Here is a 19,344-nt window from a genome sequence, read left to right as displayed (position 1 = left end):
ACGACGTGATCAGCCCCGACCAGCAGGTGTCCCGGCCCGTCGCAGTCGTCGGAGTGGCGTGCCGCCTGCCCGGTGCATCTGGTCCCGGGGCGTCCGGCCCCGACGCCCTGTGGCGGCTGCTGGAGGAGGGCCGCACGGCCGTCCGCGAGGTGCCCGAGAGGCGGGCGCGGTCCGCGCTGCTGGACGACCTCGCCCGCGAGCACCCCGGCGTGCGGTACGGCGGCTACCTCGACGACATCGCCGGATTCGACACGGAGTTCTTCGGGATCTCCCCGCGCGAGGCCGCGGCCATGGACCCCCAGCAGCGGCTCGTCCTGGAACTGGCGTGGGAGGCGCTGGAGGACGCCGGGGTGGTGCCCGCCACGCTGCGCGACACGCCGATCGGCGTGTTCGTCGGCTCCATCGCCGACGAGTACGCGACGCTGTCGCGGGCCTCGGTGATCGGCCGCCACACCCTCACCGGCACCACCCGGGCCATCATCGCCAACCGCGTGTCGTACACGCTCGGGCTGCGCGGGCCGAGCGTCGCGGTCGACACCGCGCAGTCGTCGTCACTGGTCGCCGTCCACCTCGCGGCGGAGAGCGTGCGGCGCGGGGAGTCGCGCCTCGCGCTCGCGGGCGGCGTCAACCTGATCGTCGACCCGGCCGGGACGGCGGCGGTGGCCCGGTTCGGCGGGCTGTCGCCGGACGGCCGGTGCCACACCTTCGACCGCCGGGCCAACGGCTACGTCCGGGGCGAGGGCGCCGGGCTGGTGCTGCTCAAGGCGCTGGACGCCGCCGTCGAGGACGGCGACCGGATCTACGCCGTGCTGCTCGGCGGCGCGGTCAACAACGACGGCGGCACAGACGGCCTCACCACGCCCAGCGCTCGCGCCCAGGCCGAGGTGCTCAGGCAGGCGTGGGCGGCCGCCGGCGTCGCGCCCTCGGCGCTGCAGTACGTCGAACTGCACGGCACCGGCACCCGGGTCGGCGACCCGGTGGAGGCGCGTGGCCTGGGCCTGGCCCGCCTCGCGGAAGGGCCGGTCCTCCAGGTCGGGTCCGTGAAGACGAACATCGGGCATCTGGAGGGCGCGGCGGGTGTCGCCGGGCTGATCAAGACCGTGCTGAGCGTCGACCGGCGGCGCCTGCCCGCGAGCCTCAACTTCGCCGAGCCGAATCCGGAGATCGACTTCGACGGCTGGGGCCTGTCCGTCCGCGGCGCGAGCGGACCGTGGCCCCGGGAGGGCGAGCGGCTCGTCGCGGGCGTCAGTTCGTTCGGCATGGGCGGCACCAACTGCCACGTCGTGGTCGCCGAGCCGCCCCGCCGGGACGACGCGGTGGCCGCCGCGCGGCAGGCCGGACCAACGGCCGGCGACTCCCTCGCGGCGGGCGCGCGCACCCCCCTCGTGCTCAGCGCGCGCACCGGCGCGGCGCTGCGGGAGCAGGCGGCCCGGCTGCGCGACCTCGTGGCCGAGCACGACCTCCTCGGCGGGCCCGAGGCGCCGCGTGGGTCTGACGTTTCCGGCAGGTCTGAGCTATCCGGCGGGTCTGACGTTTCCGGCGGCCCCGAGCCGTTCGGCGTACACGGGCCGTTCGGCGGGCAGCGTGCCGCGGGCCTGGCGCGGAGCCTCGCGACCACCCGGACCGCATTCGAGCACCGGGCGGCGATCACGGGCGACGTGACGGCCGGGCTGGCGGCGCTGGCCGAGGGACGCCCCGCGGCAGGCCTCGTCACGGGCAGGGCCAGGACCGCACCCGTCGCGGTGCTGTTCCCCGGGCAGGGCAGCCAGCGGCCCGGCATGGGACGGCGGGCCCACCGCGACCACCCCGCCTGGCGGGCCGCGTTCGACGAGGCCGTGGCGGCGCTCGGCGAGCGGCTGCCCCGGCCGCTCCCCGACGTCGTGTGGTCCGAGCCGGGCGGAGAGGAGGCCCGGCTCCTCGACCGCACGGCCTTCACCCAGCCCGCGATCTTCGCGGTCGAGGTGGCGACCTTCCGCCTGCTGGAGGCGCTCGGCGTCGAGCCGTCCTTCGTCGCCGGTCACTCCATCGGGGAGGTGGCCGCGGCGCACGTCGCGGGCGTGCTCGACCTGTCGTCCGCCGCCGAGCTGATCGCGGCCAGAGGGCGGCTGATGGACGCGCTGCCCTCCGGCGGCGGGATGCTCGCCGTCGGCGCCTCGGAGGACGAGGCGGCCGGGCTGCTCGCGGAGGTGGACGGCCTCGCGGTCGTCGCCGCCGTGAACGGGCCGCGGTCGGTCGTCGTCGCGGGGGAGGACGCGGCGCTCGACGCCGTCGCCGCACTCGCGGCCGCGCGCGGGCACCGGACCCGGCGGCTCCCGGTGAGCCACGCCTTCCACTCGCCGCTGATGGACCCCGCGCTCGGCGAGTTCCGCGCGGTGCTCGACGGGCTCACGTACTGCAGGGCCCGCATCACGTTCGTGTCGACGGTGACCGGCGAACCGCTCGACCTCGCCGGCGCGGACGACTGGGCCGGCTACTGGGTGGAGCACGCCCGCCGTACGGTCCGCTTCGCCGACGGCCTGACCCGGTTGCGTGCGCTGGGGGCCGGGATCTTCGTCGAGGCGGGGCCGGGGACGGCGCTCAGCGCTGCCGGGCGGGAGACCCTGAGGGCGGAGGCGCCGTTCGTGCCGGTCCTCGGCAAGGACGACGACGTCGAAGCCGCCGTCGGCAAGCTGTTCACCGCCGGAGTGCGCCTCGACTGGGACGCCGTCTTCCCGCCCGGCGCCCCCCGGGTTCCGCTGCCGACCTATCCCTTCCAGCGTGAGCGTCACTGGCTGGCCCCGGGTGAGGGTGCACCGGCGGTCCCCGCCCCGGTCTCGGCCCACGCTCCGGAGCCGGTTTCCACCCCGGCCGCCCTTCCCGTCGGTACGGCGGCCGGGGAGCGCCGCGTCGTCGAGGAAGTGGCGGCGGTGCTCGGCTTCGCCGACCCCGGGCGCGTCGACCCCGAGACTACGTTCCGGGACCTCGGCCTCGACTCGCTGGGCCTGGTGGAGTTGCGCGACCGGCTGAACGACGCCTTCGGCGCCGACCTGCCGGCCGCCGCGCTGTTCAGCCACCCCACCCCCGCCGCCCTGGCCCCCCATCTGGCCGGCGGCCCCCGCGCGGACGCGCCCGTCTCGGCCGTACGGGCGGCGGACGACGATCCGGTGGTGATCGTGGGGATGGGGTGCCGGTTCCCCGGCGGGGTCGCCTCGCCGGAGGACCTCTGGGATCTGGTCGCCAACGGCGTCGACGCCATCGGCGAGTTTCCCGCCGACCGCGGCTGGGACCTCGCCGCCCTCTTCGACCCGGACCCCGGGCGGCCCGGCACCTCGTACACGCGGCACGGAGGGTTCCTGCGGGACGCCGCCGAGTTCGACGCGGCGTTCTTCGGGATGAGCCCGCGGGAGGCGCTGGCGACCGATCCGCAGCAGCGGTTGCTGTTGCAGGTGTCGTGGGAGGCGCTGGAGCGGGCGGGGATCGACCCGCTGTCGCTGAAGGAGAGTGACACCGGCGTGTTCGTCGGGGCCATGTACGACGACTACGCCGCCCGCCTGCGCACGGTGCCCGAGGAGCTGGAGGGCCTGCTGCTGGCCGGCAACGAGTCCAGCGTGGCGTCGGGGCGGATCGCGTATGTGCTGGGTTTGCGGGGTCGGGCGTTGACGGTGGATACGGCGTGTTCGTCGTCGTTGGTGGCGTTGGATCTGGCGGTCCGGGCGGTGCGGTCGGGGGAGTGTTCGCTGGCGTTGGCCGGTGGGGTGGCGGTGATGGCCTCGCCGGGGATGTTCGTGGAGTTCTCCCGGCAGCGGGGGTTGTCGGCGGATGGGCGGTGCCGGGCGTTTTCGGCGTCGGCGGATGGCACGGGGTGGGCCGAGGGCGCCGGGGTGGTGGTGGTCGAGCGGCTGTCGCGGGCGCGGGCTTTGGGGCATCGGGTGCTGGCGGTGGTGGCGGGGTCGGCGGTGAATCAGGACGGGGCGAGTAACGGGCTGACGGCGCCCAACGGGCGGGCTCAGGAGCAGGTGATCGGGCGGGCGCTGGCGGATGCGGGGCTGGGTCCTGGTGATGTGGATGTGGTGGAGGCGCATGGGACGGGGACCCGGCTGGGGGATCCGATCGAGGCGCAGGCGTTGATCGCGGCCTATGGGCGCGACCGGCGGGTGCCGTTGTGGGTCGGGTCGTTGAAGTCCAATGTCGGGCATGCTCAGGCGGCGGCGGGGGTGGGCGGGGTCATCAAGATGGTGATGGCCCTGCGGCATCAGCGGTTGCCCGCGACGTTGCATGTGGATGAGCCGAGTCCGCATGTGGACTGGGACGGCTCGGGTGTGGCGTTGCTGACCCGCCCGGTGGAGTGGGCCTGGCCGGGACGCCCCCGGCGGGCGGCGGTGTCGTCCTTCGGCATCAGCGGCACCAACGCCCACCTCATCCTCCAGCAACCCCCCACCACCGACACCACCGACACCACCGACACAACCGACACCACCGACACCACCGCTTCAGGCGCCGGGACCCCCGGCCGGGACAGCGCGCACCCCGATACGGCGGCGACCGAGACCGGGGACGAGGCCGGGCCGTCGGAAGTGCCGCTGTTGCTGTCGGGCACCGACGCCGCCGCGCTGCGCAGGCAGGCCGCGGCGCTCGCCGATCACCTGCGCGACCATCCGGAGCTCGATCTGCGCGAGGTGGCCGCCACGCTCGCGGCCCGGGCACGGCTCGCGCACGGCGCCGCCGTCCTGGACGACCATCGGGCCGCCCTGCGGGCGCTGGCCCGGGGAGAGGTCCACGAGGCCGCCGTGACCGGCGAGCGGATCACCGGCCGCACGGTCTTCGTCTTCCCCGGGCAGGGGTCGCAGTGGCCCGAGATGGCCCGCGCGTTGCTGGCCGCCGACCCGGTCTTCCGCGCCAAGATCGACGCCTGTGCCGAGGCGTTCGCCCCCCACGTCGACTGGTCGTTGCACGCCGTGCTGCGCGGTGACCCCGGCGCCCCCTCGCTGGAGCGAGTCGACGTTGTGCAGCCGGTGCTGTTCGCGGTGATGGTGTCGCTGGCCGCGATGTGGCGTGCCGCGGGTGTCCGGCCGGACGCGGTGGCCGGGCACTCCCAGGGCGAGATCGCCGCCGCGTACGTCGCGGGCGCGCTGTCCCTGGCCGACGCGGCGCGGCTGGTCACGCTGCGCAGCCGGGCCATCGCCCGCATCGCCGGAGACGGCGGCATGGTGTCGGTGGCGCTCGGCCCGGGGGAGGCGGCCGAACTCGCGGCCCGCTGGGGCGGGGCCGTCGAGGTCGCCGTGCACAACGGGCCGCGCTCCACCGTCGTCGCCGGGGACGCCGCCGCGCTCACCGAGGTGCTCGCCTGGTGCGAGGACAACGGCGTGCGCGCCCGCCGGGTCCCGGTGGACTACGCCTCCCACACCCGGTACGTCGAGTCGCTGCGCGAGGAACTGCTCGAGACGTTCGCCGGGCTGACGCCGCGGCCGGCCGGGGTGGCGTTCCACTCGGCGGTGACCGGTGAGCCGGTCGACACGGCCACGCTCGACGCCGGCTACTGGTACCGCAACCTCCGGGAGACCGTCCGCTTCGACGCCGTCGTCGGCGGGCTGGCCGACACCGGCCACCGCAGGTTCATCGAGATCAGCCCGCACCCGGTGCTCACCGTCGCCGTGGAGGAGATCCTGGCCGCGCGGGGCGTGAGCGGCCTCGCCACGGGCACCCTCAGGCGGGGCGAGGGCGGCGCGGACGCGTTCCGTCGGGCCCTGGCCGTGGCCCGCCTCGCCGGGGCCTCCGTCACGTGGCCGGTCGGCGGGGCGACGACGGTGGACCTGCCGACCTACCGGTTCGAGCGCGAGCGCTACTGGCTCACACCCTCCGCAGGACCGGCCCAGGCGGCCAGGCTCGGCCTCGCCGCGGCCCGGCACCCGATCCTCGGCGCCATGGTCACCCTCGCGGACGGCGGCGCCGTCCTGACCGGGCAGATCGACCCGGCCGCGCAGGGCTGGCTCGCCGACCACCGGGTCCTGGGCACCGTGCTGCTGCCGGGTACGGCCTTCGCCGAACTGGCCGCGCACGCGGGCCGGCTCACCGGCGGCCTCACGGTGCGGGAACTGACCGTCGAGGCCCCCCTCGTCCTGGACGCCGGCCGTACGGCGCAGGTGCAGGTGCTCGTCGGGACGCCCGGCGCGGACGGGCGGCGCGGCATCGACGTGCACGCCCGGACCGGCGACGACGAGCCCTGGATCCGCCACGCCTCCGGCGTGCTCGCGGAGGCCGATGACACGCCCGCGACCCCGGCCTCCACCGAGAAGGTCGCGGTCACGCGCGCCGACGAGGAACTCCTGCCCTGGCCGCCCGCCGGGGCCGAGGCGGTCGACGTGTCCGACGTCTACGCCCACCTGTACCGGCTGGGGTACGACTACGGACCGGCGTTCCAGGGCCTCGCGGCCGCCTGGCGGGACGGCGGCACGGTGTACGCGGAACTGAACGTTCCCGGTGACGTGGACTCCCCAGCGGGGACGAACGATTTCGCGCCGCATCCGGCGCTGCTCGACGCGGCGCTCCACCCCGTGGTGGCCGGTCTCGCCGGTCTCGCCGTCCCCGATGCGGGAGCGCCGCTGCTGCCGTTCGCGTTCGAGGGCCTGCGTCTCTCCGGCGAGCCGGGGCGTACGCTGCGGGCCCGCATCGAGCCGCTGGGCGGCCACCGGTTCCGGTACCTGTTCGCCGACGAGGCCGGACGGGTCGCCGGGGGAGTGGAGTCGCTGGCCTTCCGGCCCGCGACGCGCGCCGACCTGACCGGCGGCCGGGCCGTCCCCGAGGCGTACGCCGTCGCCTGGGAGCCCCTCGCCGATGGCGGTGAGGCGCCGGGCCGTGTCGCCGTGCTGGAGGGGTTCGGTCCGGTCGCGGACCTGCTGGATCTCGGCGACGGCACGGGCGTGGACGTCCTCGCCGATCCCGAAGCCGTCGCCGGAGCCGGGACCGGGGCCGGGAGCGGGGCCGGGACTGTGCTGGTGCCGGTGGGCGCCTCCCCGTCCGCCTCCGGAGCCTCGGCGGCGGAGGAGGCGCACGCCAGGACCGCCGCCGTCCTGTCCCTGCTGCGGCGGTGGCTCGCCGATCCCGCGGCCGACGGCGCGCTGCTGACCGTCGTCGTCGACGGACGGGATCTGGCCTCCGCGGCGATCAGGGGCCTGGTCCGCACCGCCGCCGCGGAACACCCCGGCCGATTCTCGCTCGCGGTCGTGGACGGCCCCGCGCCGGTGGCGCTGCTCGCTGCCGGCCACGGCGAGCGCGAGGTGGCCGTACGCGACGGGGTCGTCCTGGTCCCCAGGCTCGTCGCGCAGGACCTCGGCCCGGCAGGCCCGGCGGTGGCGGAGAAGGCGGCGGAGAAGGCGGCGGAGAAGGCGGGGACGCCCGGCGGGGACGGCACGGCCCCGGTGGGCGAAAGGGACGCCTCGGATGAGGGGAACGCGGACCCGGGGACGGTGCTCATCACGGGCGGCACGGGCACGCTGGGGGCGCTCGTCGCCCGCAGGCTGACCGGTTCGGCCCGGCCCCCGCACCTGCTGCTGGTGAGCCGCTCCGGACCGGACGCCCCGGGTGCGGACGCGCTCGCCCGCGACCTGCGCGCCGCTGGGGCGGAGGTCACGGTGGCGGCCTGCGACGTCGCCGACCGGGACGCGCTGGCGGATCTGCTGGCCGCCGTCCCCTCCGGCCGCCCGCTCCGCGGCGTGGTGCACACGGCGGGCGTGCTCGCCGACGCCACCCTCAGCGAGCTGACCCCGGACGCACTGGCCGCCGTGCTGCGGCCGAAGGCCGACGCGGCCTGGCATCTGCACGAGCTGACCGCGGGCCTGCCGCTGGACCGCTTCGTGCTGTTCTCCTCCGCCGTGGCCGCCTTCGGAGTGCCGGGACAGGCGAACTACGCCGCGGCCAACGCGTTCCTCGACGCCCTGGCCGAGCACCGCAGGGGTCTCGGCCTGCCCGCCACGTCCATCGCCTGGGGCGTCTGGGACGAGGCCAGCGCCATGACGGGCGGCCTGGACGACGCCGGCCGGGCCCGGCTCGCCCGGTACGGCGTCGGCACGCTCGCCACCGCCACGGCGCTGGACGCCTTCGACCGGGCGCACGAGCCGTACGTGGTGGTCTCGCCCCTCGACGACGCCGTGTTGCGGGAGGAGGCGGCGGCCGGCCGGCTGTCCGCCCTGTTCTCCCGCCTCGTGGCGTTCCCGCGCGGGGCCCGGCGCACGCCCGGCGGAGCCTGGGCGAGACGGGTGCGGGCCGAGCGGCCGCAGGAGCGCGTCCACCTCGTCACCCGGCTGGTCCGCGAGCAGGCCGCGGCCGTCCTCGGCCACGCTAACCCGGCCGAGGTGCCCGGCGACCGTCCGCTGAAGGAGCTCGGCTTCGACTCGCTGACCGCGGTCGAGCTGCGCAACCGGCTCAACACGCTGACCGGGCTGACCCTGCCCGCCACCGTCGTCTTCGAGTTCCCCACGGTCACCGCGCTCGCCGGGCACCTGCTCGGGCTCCTCACCGCGGAGGACAGGGCGACGTCGTCCGTGGCGGCCGTGCGGGCGGCGGATGACGATCCGGTGGTGATCGTGGGGATGGGGTGCCGGTTCCCGGGCGGGGTCGCCTCGCCGGAGGATCTGTGGGATCTGGTGGCGAACGGTGTCGACGCGACCGGGGACTTCCCGGACGACCGGGGCTGGGACCTGGACCGCCTCTACCATCCCGACCCCGACCACCGGGGCACCGCCTACACCCGCAGGGGCGGCTTCCTCTACGACGCGGGCGAGTTCGACGCGGCGTTCTTCGGGATGAGCCCGCGGGAGGCGCTGGCGACCGATCCGCAGCAGCGGTTGCTGTTGCAGGTGTCGTGGGAGGCGCTGGAGCGGGCGGGGATCGACCCGCTGTCGCTGAAGGAGAGCGACACCGGGGTCTTCATCGGGGCCATGTACGACGACTACGCCGCCCGCCTGCGCACGGTGCCCGAGGAGCTGGAGGGCCTGCTGCTGGCCGGCAACGAGTCCAGCGTGGCGTCGGGGCGGATCGCGTATGTGCTGGGTTTGCGGGGTCGGGCGTTGACGGTGGATACGGCGTGTTCGTCGTCGTTGGTGGCGTTGGATCTGGCGGTCCGGGCGGTGCGGTCGGGGGAGTGTTCGCTGGCGTTGGCCGGTGGGGTGGCGGTGATGGCCTCGCCGGGGATGTTCGTGGAGTTCTCCCGGCAGCGGGGGTTGTCGGCTGATGGGCGGTGCCGGGCGTTTTCGGCGTCGGCGGATGGCACGGGGTGGGCCGAGGGCGCCGGGGTGGTGGTGGTCGAGCGGCTGTCGCGGGCGCGGGCTTTGGGGCATCGGGTGCTGGCGGTGGTGGCGGGGTCGGCGGTGAATCAGGACGGGGCGAGTAACGGGCTGACGGCGCCGAACGGGCGGGCTCAGGAGCAGGTGATCGGGCGGGCGCTGGCGGATGCGGGGCTGGGTCCTGGTGATGTGGATGTGGTGGAGGCGCATGGGACGGGGACCCGGCTGGGGGATCCGATCGAGGCGCAGGCGTTGATCGCGGCCTATGGGCGCGACCGGCGGGTGCCGTTGTGGGTGGGGTCGTTGAAGTCCAATGTCGGGCATGCTCAGGCGGCGGCGGGGGTGGGCGGGGTCATCAAGATGGTGATGGCCCTGCGGCATCAGCGGTTGCCCGCGACGTTGCATGTGGATGAGCCGAGTCCGCATGTGGACTGGGACGGCTCGGGTGTGGCGTTGCTGACCCGCCCGGTGGAGTGGGCCTGGCCGGGACGCCCCCGGCGGGCGGCGGTGTCGTCCTTCGGCATCAGCGGCACCAACGCCCACCTCATCCTCCAGCAACCCCCCACCGACACCACCGACACCACCGACACCACCGACACCACCGACACGACCGACACCACCGACACGACCGACACCACCGACACGACCGACACGACCGACACCACCGCTTCAGGCGCCGGGACCCCCGGCCGGGACAGCGCGCGCCCCAATACGGCGGCGACCGAGACCGGGGACGCGACGACCGAGGCCCTCGGCCGGGCGGGCGCGGACCTCGGCGGGGGCGTGCCGTTCGTGCTGTCGGCGAAGACGGAGACCGCGCTGCGCGCCCAGGCGGGCCTCGTCCACGACGTCCTCGCCGCCGGGTCCGCCGCGCCGCGCGACGTCGCGTACACCCTCACCCGCAGGCCGCGGCTGGAGCACCGGGCCGTCGTGGACGTGGGCCCTGCTGCGGATCCCGCTCAGGCGTTGGCGGCCCTCCGCGACGGCGGACGCCACCCCGGGGTGACCACCGGGCGCGCGGTGCCGGACCAGCGGCTCGCCTTCCTCTTCTCCGGGCAGGGGGCGCAGCGGGCCGGCATGGGCGCCGGGCTGCTGGAGACCTCCACGGTGTACGCCGCCGCGTTCGACGAGATCTCCGCGCTGCTGGAGCCGCACATCGGCGTCGCCCTGCGGGACCTGCTGGCCGACCCCGAGCGGCTGGGACAGACGCGGTACGCCCAGCCGGCGCTGTTCGCGGTGGAGGTCGCGCTCCACCGGCTCGCCGCGTCGTACGGCCTGCGGCCCGACTTCCTGATCGGGCACTCGGTCGGCGAACTCGCCGCCGCGCACGTCGCGGGGGTGCTCGATCTCGCCTCCGCCTGCGTGCTGGTGGCCGCCCGCGGCCGGCTGATGCAGTCGGCCAGGGAGGGCGGCGCGATGGCCGCGTTCGCCGCGACGCCGCAGGAGGCGGCCGAACTGGCCGCGTCGGCGAACGGCGCCGTCGAGATCGCCGCGATCAACGGACCGGCTTCGGTGGTGCTGTCGGGCGACGCGGACGAGGTCGACCGTCTCGCCGGGCGGTGGAAGGCCGCCGGCCGCAAGGCCACTCGGCTCAAGGTGAGCCACGCCTTTCACTCGGCCCACATGGACGACGTGCTGGAGGAGTTCCGCCAGGTGGTGGCGGGGCTGACGTTCGCCCCCGCCCAGGTGCCCGTCATCTCCACGGCGACCGGGAAGCTCGCCGGGGAGCGGGAGATGTCGTCGCCGGACTACTGGGTGGCCCAGATGCGCGGCGCCGTGCGGTTCGCCGACGCGGTCCGCACGGCGCGGGAGGCGGGCGTGATCCGGTTCGCCGAGCTGGGCCCCGAAGGGTCGCTCGCCGCGCTCGCCCAGGAGACCGACGACGCGGAGACCGACGACGCGGCGGTCGCGGTGCCGCTGCTCAGGCCCAATCGTCCGGACGCGGAGGCGTTCCGGGTGGCGCTCGCCCGCCTGCACGTGGCGGGCGTGCCGGTCGAGTTCGGGCCGCTCGTGGAGGGCGGCCGGCTCACGGACCTGCCCACGTACCCGTTCGAGACCAGGCGCTACTGGCTGCTGCCGCCCGTGGACGACGACCGGCCGGCGGCGTACGGGCTGGACACGTCCTCGCACCCGCTGCTGGCCGGCGAGGCCGAGCTGCCGGACGGCGACCGGCTGTTCACCGGCGTGCTGTCCATCCGCCGGCAGCCGTGGCTGGCCCACCACCGGGTCGGCGGGCGGGTGCTGGTCCCCGCCACGGCCCTGGTCGAGCTGGCCCTCGCCGTGGGCGCGACGGCCGGCCGCCCGACGCTCGGCGAGTTCGTGATCCACGCGCCGATCGAGCTGGAGGGCGTGGCGGAGGTCCGTCTCCAGGTGGCCGTGTCCGCGAGCGGGAACCTCACGGTCCGCAGCAGCCGCGCCGCGGGGCCGGCGGAATGGGCCGTCAACGCCACGGCCACGCTCACCGAGGACGAGGTCCTCCCCGGCCGGCCGGTCGCTTCGGGCCCGGGCACGCGCCTCGATCCGGGCACGCCCGAGGACACCTATCGGTTGCTCGCCGACCACGGCTACGAGTACGGCCCGGCGTTCCAGGGGCTCGTCTCCGCCTGGCGCGACGAGGGCGACCTGTACGCCGAGGTGGCGCTGCCGCCGTCGCTCCGCGTCGAGGCCGCCGGATACGCCGCGCACCCGGCTCTGCTGGACGCCGCCCTGCACGCGCTCTCGCTGGACGGGCTCGACGGCCCCCGGCGGGTGCCGTACGCGCTGAGCGGCGTCCGCGCGCATCCGGCGCCCGGGGCGCCCGTGTACCCGGCATTCGGCGACCCGGCGTCCGACGCGGCCGCGCACCCGGAATCCGACGCGGCCGCGCACCCGGCGCCGGGGGCGGCCCGTACGCGGGCTTCAGGAGCGAGTCCCACCCGTGTCCGCGCCCGGCTCACCCCGCTGGACCCCGACGCCTACCGGGTGGACCTCATCGGCGACGACGGGCGGGAGGTGCTGACCGTGGAGCGGCTGCGGCTGCGCCCGCTCACGGCCGCCGCCGCGCTGTACGGCGTGGCCTGGGAGGCGGCGCCGCCGCCCGAGCCGGTCGGGGACTTCGCCCTCGCCGACGACCTCCCCGAAGACCCGCCGCCGCTCGTGCTGCTGGACGGGCTCGACCGCGACGACGACCCGTACGCCGTGCTTGACGCGGCCCGCGAGGTGCTGCAGCGGTGGTTCGCCGATCCCGCGGCCGGTGACGCCCGCCTGGTGGTGCTGACGCGTGGCCTCGCCGTGGACGGCGCCGAGGACGCCAGGCCGTCCACCACCGCCCTGTGGGGCCTGGTCAGGTCGGCCCGGGCCGAGCACCCCGGCAGGTTCGCCCTGCTCGACATCGGCCCCGAAGACGCCGGGCCGGAAGACGCCGGGCCGGGAGACCTCGATCGGGGGCTGCTCGCGGCTGTCGGCGCGGCGTTCCCCGAGGCCGCGATCCGCGGGGGAGCGCCGCTGGTGCCGCGACTCGTCGCGGAGCTCGCGGCGCCGTCCTCCGGAACGCCGCCGCTGTGGCCGCGCAGCGCCGAGGGCGGCACGGTGCTCGTGACCGGCGGTCTCGGCGCGCTCGGCCGGCGGATCGCCGCTCACCTGGTCACCCGGCACGGCGTGCGGAACCTGCTCCTGGTGAGCCGCCGGGGCGAGCGTCACCCGGACGCCGCCGCGATCCGGGCGGAACTGACCGCGCTCGACGCTGCCGTCGCCGTACGGGCCTGCGACCCGGCGGACCCGCGGGCCCTGGCCGCCCTGCTCGGCGGCCTCGACGGCCCGCTGACGGGCGTCGTCCACGCGGCGGGCGTCGCGGAGGACGCCGTCGTCGAAGGGCTCACCACGGCGGCCCTGCACCGGGTGCTCGACGCCAAGCTCGCGGCCGCCCGCAACCTCGACGAGGCCACCCGCGACGCGGATCTCGACGCGTTCGTGCTGTTCGGCTCGGTGGCCGGTGCCCTCGGCACGGCCGGTCAGGGCGCGTACGCCGCCGCGAACGCCGCGCTGGAGGCGGTCACGCGGCGCAGACGGCGGTCCGGCCGGTCCGGGCTGACCGTGCACTGGGGCCTGTGGGACGTCGGCGACGGGATGGGCGGCGGTCTGGCGGGGCGGGACGTCGCCCGGCTCGGGCGGGCCGGCATCCGGCCCATGGCCCCGGCCGACGGGCTCGACCTGTTCGACCGCGCCCTGCGGCTGGACGCCCCCGTCGTGGTGGCGGGCAGCCTCGACCTCCCGGCCGCGCCGGGGCGGACCCGCCCCACCGCCGCACAACCCGCCGCAACAGTTTCCGCGCGGCCCGGCGCAGGACCTCACGCGCGGCCCGGCGCTCGGCACGGGGGTCCGGACAGCGTGCGGCCCGACGGTCCGGACACCGCACGGGCGGTTCTCGACGCGGTGGCCGCCGTGCTGGGCCACGCCGACGGCTCGGAGATCGATCCGGACCGGGCGTTCACCGATCTCGGGTTCGACTCGCTGACCGCGGTCGAGTTGCGCAACCGGCTCGGCGACGACCTCGCCGTCCGCCTGCCCGCCACGGTGGTGTTCGACCACCCCACCCCGGCCGCCCTGATCGCCCACCTGGACGGCCTCCTCGCCGGCCCGGGCACGCGCGGTGACGAGGCCGAGGGTCCGCGGGAGCCGTACGGGCCGGACGACGACGCCGTCGCGATCGTCGGCATGGCCTGCCGGTTCCCCGGCGGCGTACGGACACCCGCGGAGCTGTGGGAGTTGCTCGCCTCGGGCACCGACGCCATCACCGAGTTCCCCGCCGACCGAGGCTGGGACCCCGATTTGTTCGACCCCGATCCCGAGCACCCGGGCACGTCGATCACTCGCTACGGCGGGTTCCTGCACGACGCCGCCGAGTTCGACCCCGAGTTCTTCGGGATCAGCCACCGGGAGGCATTGGCTGTCGACCCGCAGCAGCGCCTGCTGGTGCAGACCGCCTGGGAGGCGGTCGAGGACGCGGGGATCGACCCGGCGACGCTGCGCGGCTCCCAGAGCGGGGTGTTCGTCGGCGTCATGTACTCGGACTACGGGGCGCGCGTCCACCAGCGCCGCGGCGCGGCCCGCGACCTGGAGGGCTACCTGGTCAGCGGCAGCGCGGGCAGCGTCGCGTCCGGCCGCATCTCCTACACGCTGGGCCTGGAGGGCCCGGCGGTGACCGTGGACACCGCCTGCTCCTCCTCGCTGGTCGCCGTCCACCAGGCCGCGCAGGCCCTCCGCCTCGGCGAGTGCGCCCTGGCCCTCGCCGGCGGTGCGACCGTGATGGCGAGCCCGGCCACGTTCGTCGAGTTCAGCCGCCAGCGCGGGCTGGCGCCCGACGGCCGCTGCAAGCCGTTCTCCGCCGACGCCGACGGCACGGCGTGGGGCGAGGGCGTGGGGCTGCTCGTGCTGGAGCGCCTCTCCGACGCGCGGCGCAACGGCCACCGCGTGCTCGCCCTGGTCCGCGGCTCCGCGGTCAACCAGGACGGCGCGAGCAACGGACTCACCGCGCCCAACGGCCCGGCGCAGGAGCGGGTCATCCGGGCCGCCCTGCGCGGCGCCCGCCTGCGGCCGTCGGACGTCGACGTGCTGGAGGCCCACGGCACCGGCACCAGGCTCGGCGACCCGATCGAGGCGGGCGCGGTGCTCGGCACGTACGGCCGGGACCGGGACGGGCGCGCGCCGCTGCTCATGGGCTCGGTCAAGTCGAACATCGGCCACACCCAGGCGGCGGCCGGGGTGGCCGGGATCATCAAGATGGTGCTGGCCATGCGGCACGGGCGGGTGCCCGCCACCCTCCACCTGGCCCGGCCGAGCGAGCACGTCGACTGGTCCGGCGGCGCGGTCACCGTGCCCGCCGAGCCGGTCCCCTGGCCCGACACCCCCGGGCCGCGCCGGGCCGCGGTCTCCTCGTTCGGGATCAGCGGCACCAACGCCCACGTCATCCTCGAGATGGGTGACGAGCCCCCGGCGGCCGGCGCCGCGCCCGACGATGAGGGGACGCCCGGGACGCGGGTCGTGCCGTGGGTGCTCAGCGCCCGCACCGCCGAAGCGTTGCGCGAGCAGGCTGCCCGCCTCAGGCGGCATGTGCTCGCCGACCCCGGGCTGCGGATCGCCGACGTCGCCCTGTCGCTCGCCACCACCCGGACCGCGTTCGACCATCGGGCCGTCGTGCTCGGCCGGGACCGCGCCGAGCTGATCGCCGGGCTCGACCACCTCGTCGCGGGGACGCGGCCGCCGGCCGACGGCTTCCCCGTCGTCGTCACCGGTACGGCGGTGCGCGGCCGGACCGCCGTGCTGTTCGCCGGTCAGGGAGGCCAGCGGACCGGCATGGGCGCAGAGCTGTACCGGACGTTCCCGGCGTACGCGCGGGCCTTCGACGAGGTGCGCGAGGAGCTGCGCCGGATCGATGGCGTCGACGTGGCGGCGGTGATCGCGGGCGAGGGCGTGCCGGGGCTCATCCACCGGACCCGCTACACGCAGGCGTCGCTGTTCGCGCTGGAGGTCGCCCTCTTCCGCCTGCTGGAGTCGTGGGGCCTGCCGGCCGACGCCCTCGCGGGGCACTCGGTGGGCGAGATCGCCGCCGCGCACGTCGCCGGAGCGCTGACCCTGCCGGACGCGGCGGCGCTCGTGGCCGCACGCGGACGGCTCATGCAGGAACTGCCGGAGGGCGGGCTGATGGTGGCCGTGCAGGCCGACCGGGCTACGGTGGAACGGCTGGCGCGGGAGGCGGAGGCGCCCGTGGACGTCGCCGCCGTCAACGCCCCCGGCTCGGTGGTGATCTCCGGAGACGCCGAGCCCGTGGAGAGGCTGGCCGGGAGCCTGTCCGCGCGCGGGCACCGGACGAGACGGCTCACCGTGAGCCACGCCTTCCACTCGGCCCACATGGAGCCGATGCTGGCGCCCTTCCGCGCGGAGATCGCGGACCTGGCCGCGTCGGCCCCGCACCGCACGCTCGTGTCGACGCTCACCGCCGAGGAGGCCGGCGCCGGCACGCTGGCGTCGCCGGACCACTGGGCGGACCAGGTGCGGGGGACCGTACGCTTCGCCGACGCGGTCGTACGGCTGCGCGGCCTCGGCGCCGCCCGCTTCCTGGAGATCGGCCCCGACGCGGCGCTCACCGCCATGGTCCGCCAGTGCGACCTGGGCGAGGACGCCGTCGCGGCGGCCGCGCTCGGCCGCGGGGCCGGCGAGGTGACCGCGCTGTGGACGTTCGTGGCCCGCGCCTTCGTGGCCGGGGTCGCCTGGGACTGGCGGGCGCTGCTGGGCGGCGGCGCCGTTGTCACGCTGCCCACGTACGCCTTCCGCCGCGAGCGCCTGTGGCTCGCGGCCCCCGCGGCGGACGCGACCGCGACCGGCGTCGGCGCGGACGAGCCCGGCCACCCGCTGCTCATGGCCGCTGTCACCGTCCCCGACGGCGGGCAGACCGTCTACACCGGCGTGCTGTCGGCCGGGCGGCAGCCCTGGCTGGCCGACCACGCGCTGGCGGGGGTCCCGGTGCTCCCGGCCGCCGCCCTCCTCGACGTGACCGCCTGGCTCGCGGCCCGGCACGGCGCTGCCGCGGTGCGAGAACTGGAACTGCGCTCCCCGGTGCCGATCCCCGCGGAAGGGGAGGTCCACCTGCGGATCACGGTCGACGGCGCCCGGGTCCGCGTCCACGGCCGTCCCTCCGGTGCCGAGGAGTGGACCCTGCACGCCGAGGCGGCGCTCGGCGACGACGACCCCGGGCCCGCCTGGTCCGGCCGCCGCCCGCCCGAGGCCGCGCCCGTGGACGTGACCGGCGTGTACGCCGAGTTCGCCGCGCGCGGCTACGAGTACGGCCCCGCCTTCCAGGGCCTGCGCGCACTGTGGCGGAGCGGGGAGGAGCTGTACGCCGAGGTGGAGACCGGCAGCGGAATCGTCTCCGGGCTGCTCGACGCCGCCCTCCATCCGTGGATCGCCGGCGCCGGAGATCCGCCGGAGGGACGCATTCCCGTTCCCTACGCCTTCCGCGGCGTGCGTCTCCACACGGCGCCGGAGGGAAGGTTGCTGGTCAGGATCCGGCTCACCGGAAAGGAGTCGTTCGCGCTCGACGCGGCCGACGCCGGAGGAGCCCCGGTGCTGTCGGTGGCGGAGGTCCGCGTACGCCCGGTCGAGGAACGCGCGCTGCTGAGCGCGGGCGGAGCCGGCCCGCGGCCGTACGACGTCGTGTGGGTCCCGGCCCCGCTCGACGGCACGCCCGCGTCGGGGACGCCGGCGGTCGTCCTGGCCCCCGAAGGGCTCCTCGCCGACGCGCCCTGGCCCGTCGTCACCTACCCCACCGGCGCGTACGGCGGGCACGGCGACACCGGGAACCCCGGGGGCGAACCGGGAGGCCGCACCGCGTCTCCGGAGGCCCCGGGCGTGGCGGTCCGGGCGGCCCTGGACGCGGCACGCGCGGCCGTCCTCGGGCTGCCCGACGACGGCCACCTCGTGGTGGTGACGCGGGGAGCCACAGGAGACGAGGGACCGCAGGCCCCCGAACCGGCCGGTTCCGGCGGGCCGGGCGATCTCGGCGGGCTGATCGGGGCGGCGTTGTGGGGGCTCGTCCGTGCGGCGATCCAGGAGTTCCCCGGCAAGGTCGGCGTGGTCGACCTCGACGGCAGTCCGGAGTCGCTGGCCGAGCTGCCGCACGCCCTGGCGGCCCGGCCCGGCCAGATCGCCCTCCGCCGGGGCGAGGCCGTACGCCCCCGCCTGCGCGCCCTGTCCGCCGCCCCCGGCGACGCGCCGGACCTGTGTTCGGGCACGGTCCTGGTCACCGGAGCCGGCGGCGCGCTCGGCGGCGAGATCGTGCGGCACCTGGCCGCCCGCCACGGCAGCCGCAGGCTGCTGCTCGTCAGCCGGCGCGGCGACGCCGATCCCGCGCTGCGCGCCCTCGCCGAGGAACTCGTGGCACGGGACGGCGCCGAGGTCCGTACGGCCGCCTGCGACGTGGCCGACCCCGCGGCGGCGGAGGCGCTGGTCGCCGGGGTGGCCGGCGACCTCGTCGCGGTGGTCCACGCGGCGGGCGCGCTCGACGACGCCGTGCTGGAGAACACGACCCCCGAGCGGCTCGACCGGGTCCTGCGCCCGAAGGTGGACGCCGCATGGAACCTCCACCGGCTCACCGCACACCTGCCGCTGAGGGCGTTCGTGCTGTTCTCCTCCGTCGCGGGGGTGCTGGGCAACGCGGGGCAGGCGGGTTACGCCGCGGCCAACGCGTTCCTGGACGCGCTCGCCCGGCACAGGCGTGCGGCAGGGCTGCCCGGACTGTCGCTCGCCTGGGGCCTGTGGGACACAGGCGGCGGCATGGCCGCCGAGCTGAGCGCGTCCGCGCGTGCCCGGCTCGACCGGATGGGCGTCCGCCCGCTGGACACCGGCGAGGCGCTCGACCTGCTCGACCACGCGCTGGCGGCGGGCTCCGCCGTGCTGGTTCCGGCGCGGTTCGACCGGGCCGCGCTCGCCCGGCGGCACGGCGAGCCGCCCGAGGTGCTCGCCGATCTGGCGCCCTCCGCTCACGCCGCGCCCGCCGTAAGGGCCGTGCCGCTGGCGCGGCGCCTCGGCGGGCTGGACGAGGAGGCGGCCCGGGCCCTGGTGCGCGGCGTCGTCGCGGGCCGGGTCTCCGAGGTGCTCGGCCTGCCCGCCGGGACGCGCGTGCCCGAGGATCGCGGGCTGTTCGACCTCGGCCTCGACTCGCTCACGGCGATCGAGCTGCGCAACCGGCTCGGAGAGGAGGCGGGTGAGCCGCTCCCGGCGACCGTGCTGTTCGACCATCCGACCGTACGGGAGCTGACCGCGTACCTGCTCGACCGGGTGCACGGGGAGCGGCCGGTGTTCGACCCGGCGGCGCTGGACGTCTGGGTGTCGGCCGCCTCCGGCCTCACCGATGGCGACCGCCAGCGGGCCGAGCTCGTACGGGCGCTGCGCGGCGCGCTGAGTGTCCTCGACCCCGCCGGGGGACGGCAGGCCGCGAACGGCGGCGACTCCTTGGCCGGAGTCGAGGCGGCCTCCGACGACGAGCTGTTCGGCCTGCTCGACCGGGAGCTGAGCGAGTGACCGCGCCGCACGCCCTTTCCCGCAGAACGACGGA

At 76.6% G+C, this 19,344-nt stretch carries 1 protein-coding gene; it reads left to right on the top strand.

Features of this window, described 5'->3' with window-relative positions; genetic code table 11:
• The first annotated feature begins 5 nt into the window (after nucleotides 1–5).
• Nucleotides 6–19,310, top strand: coding sequence for a type I polyketide synthase (locus tag N5079_RS30705; protein WP_261587663.1), 19,305 nt, complete (start codon nucleotides 6–8; stop codon nucleotides 19,308–19,310).
• Nucleotides 19,311–19,344 lie beyond the last annotated feature (34 nt).

This window comes from Planotetraspora sp. A-T 1434 (assembly GCF_025420585.1).
GTDB lineage: Bacteria > Actinomycetota > Actinomycetes > Streptosporangiales > Streptosporangiaceae > JAOEGB01.
This window is presented reverse-complemented; position numbering and strand designations above follow the sequence as displayed.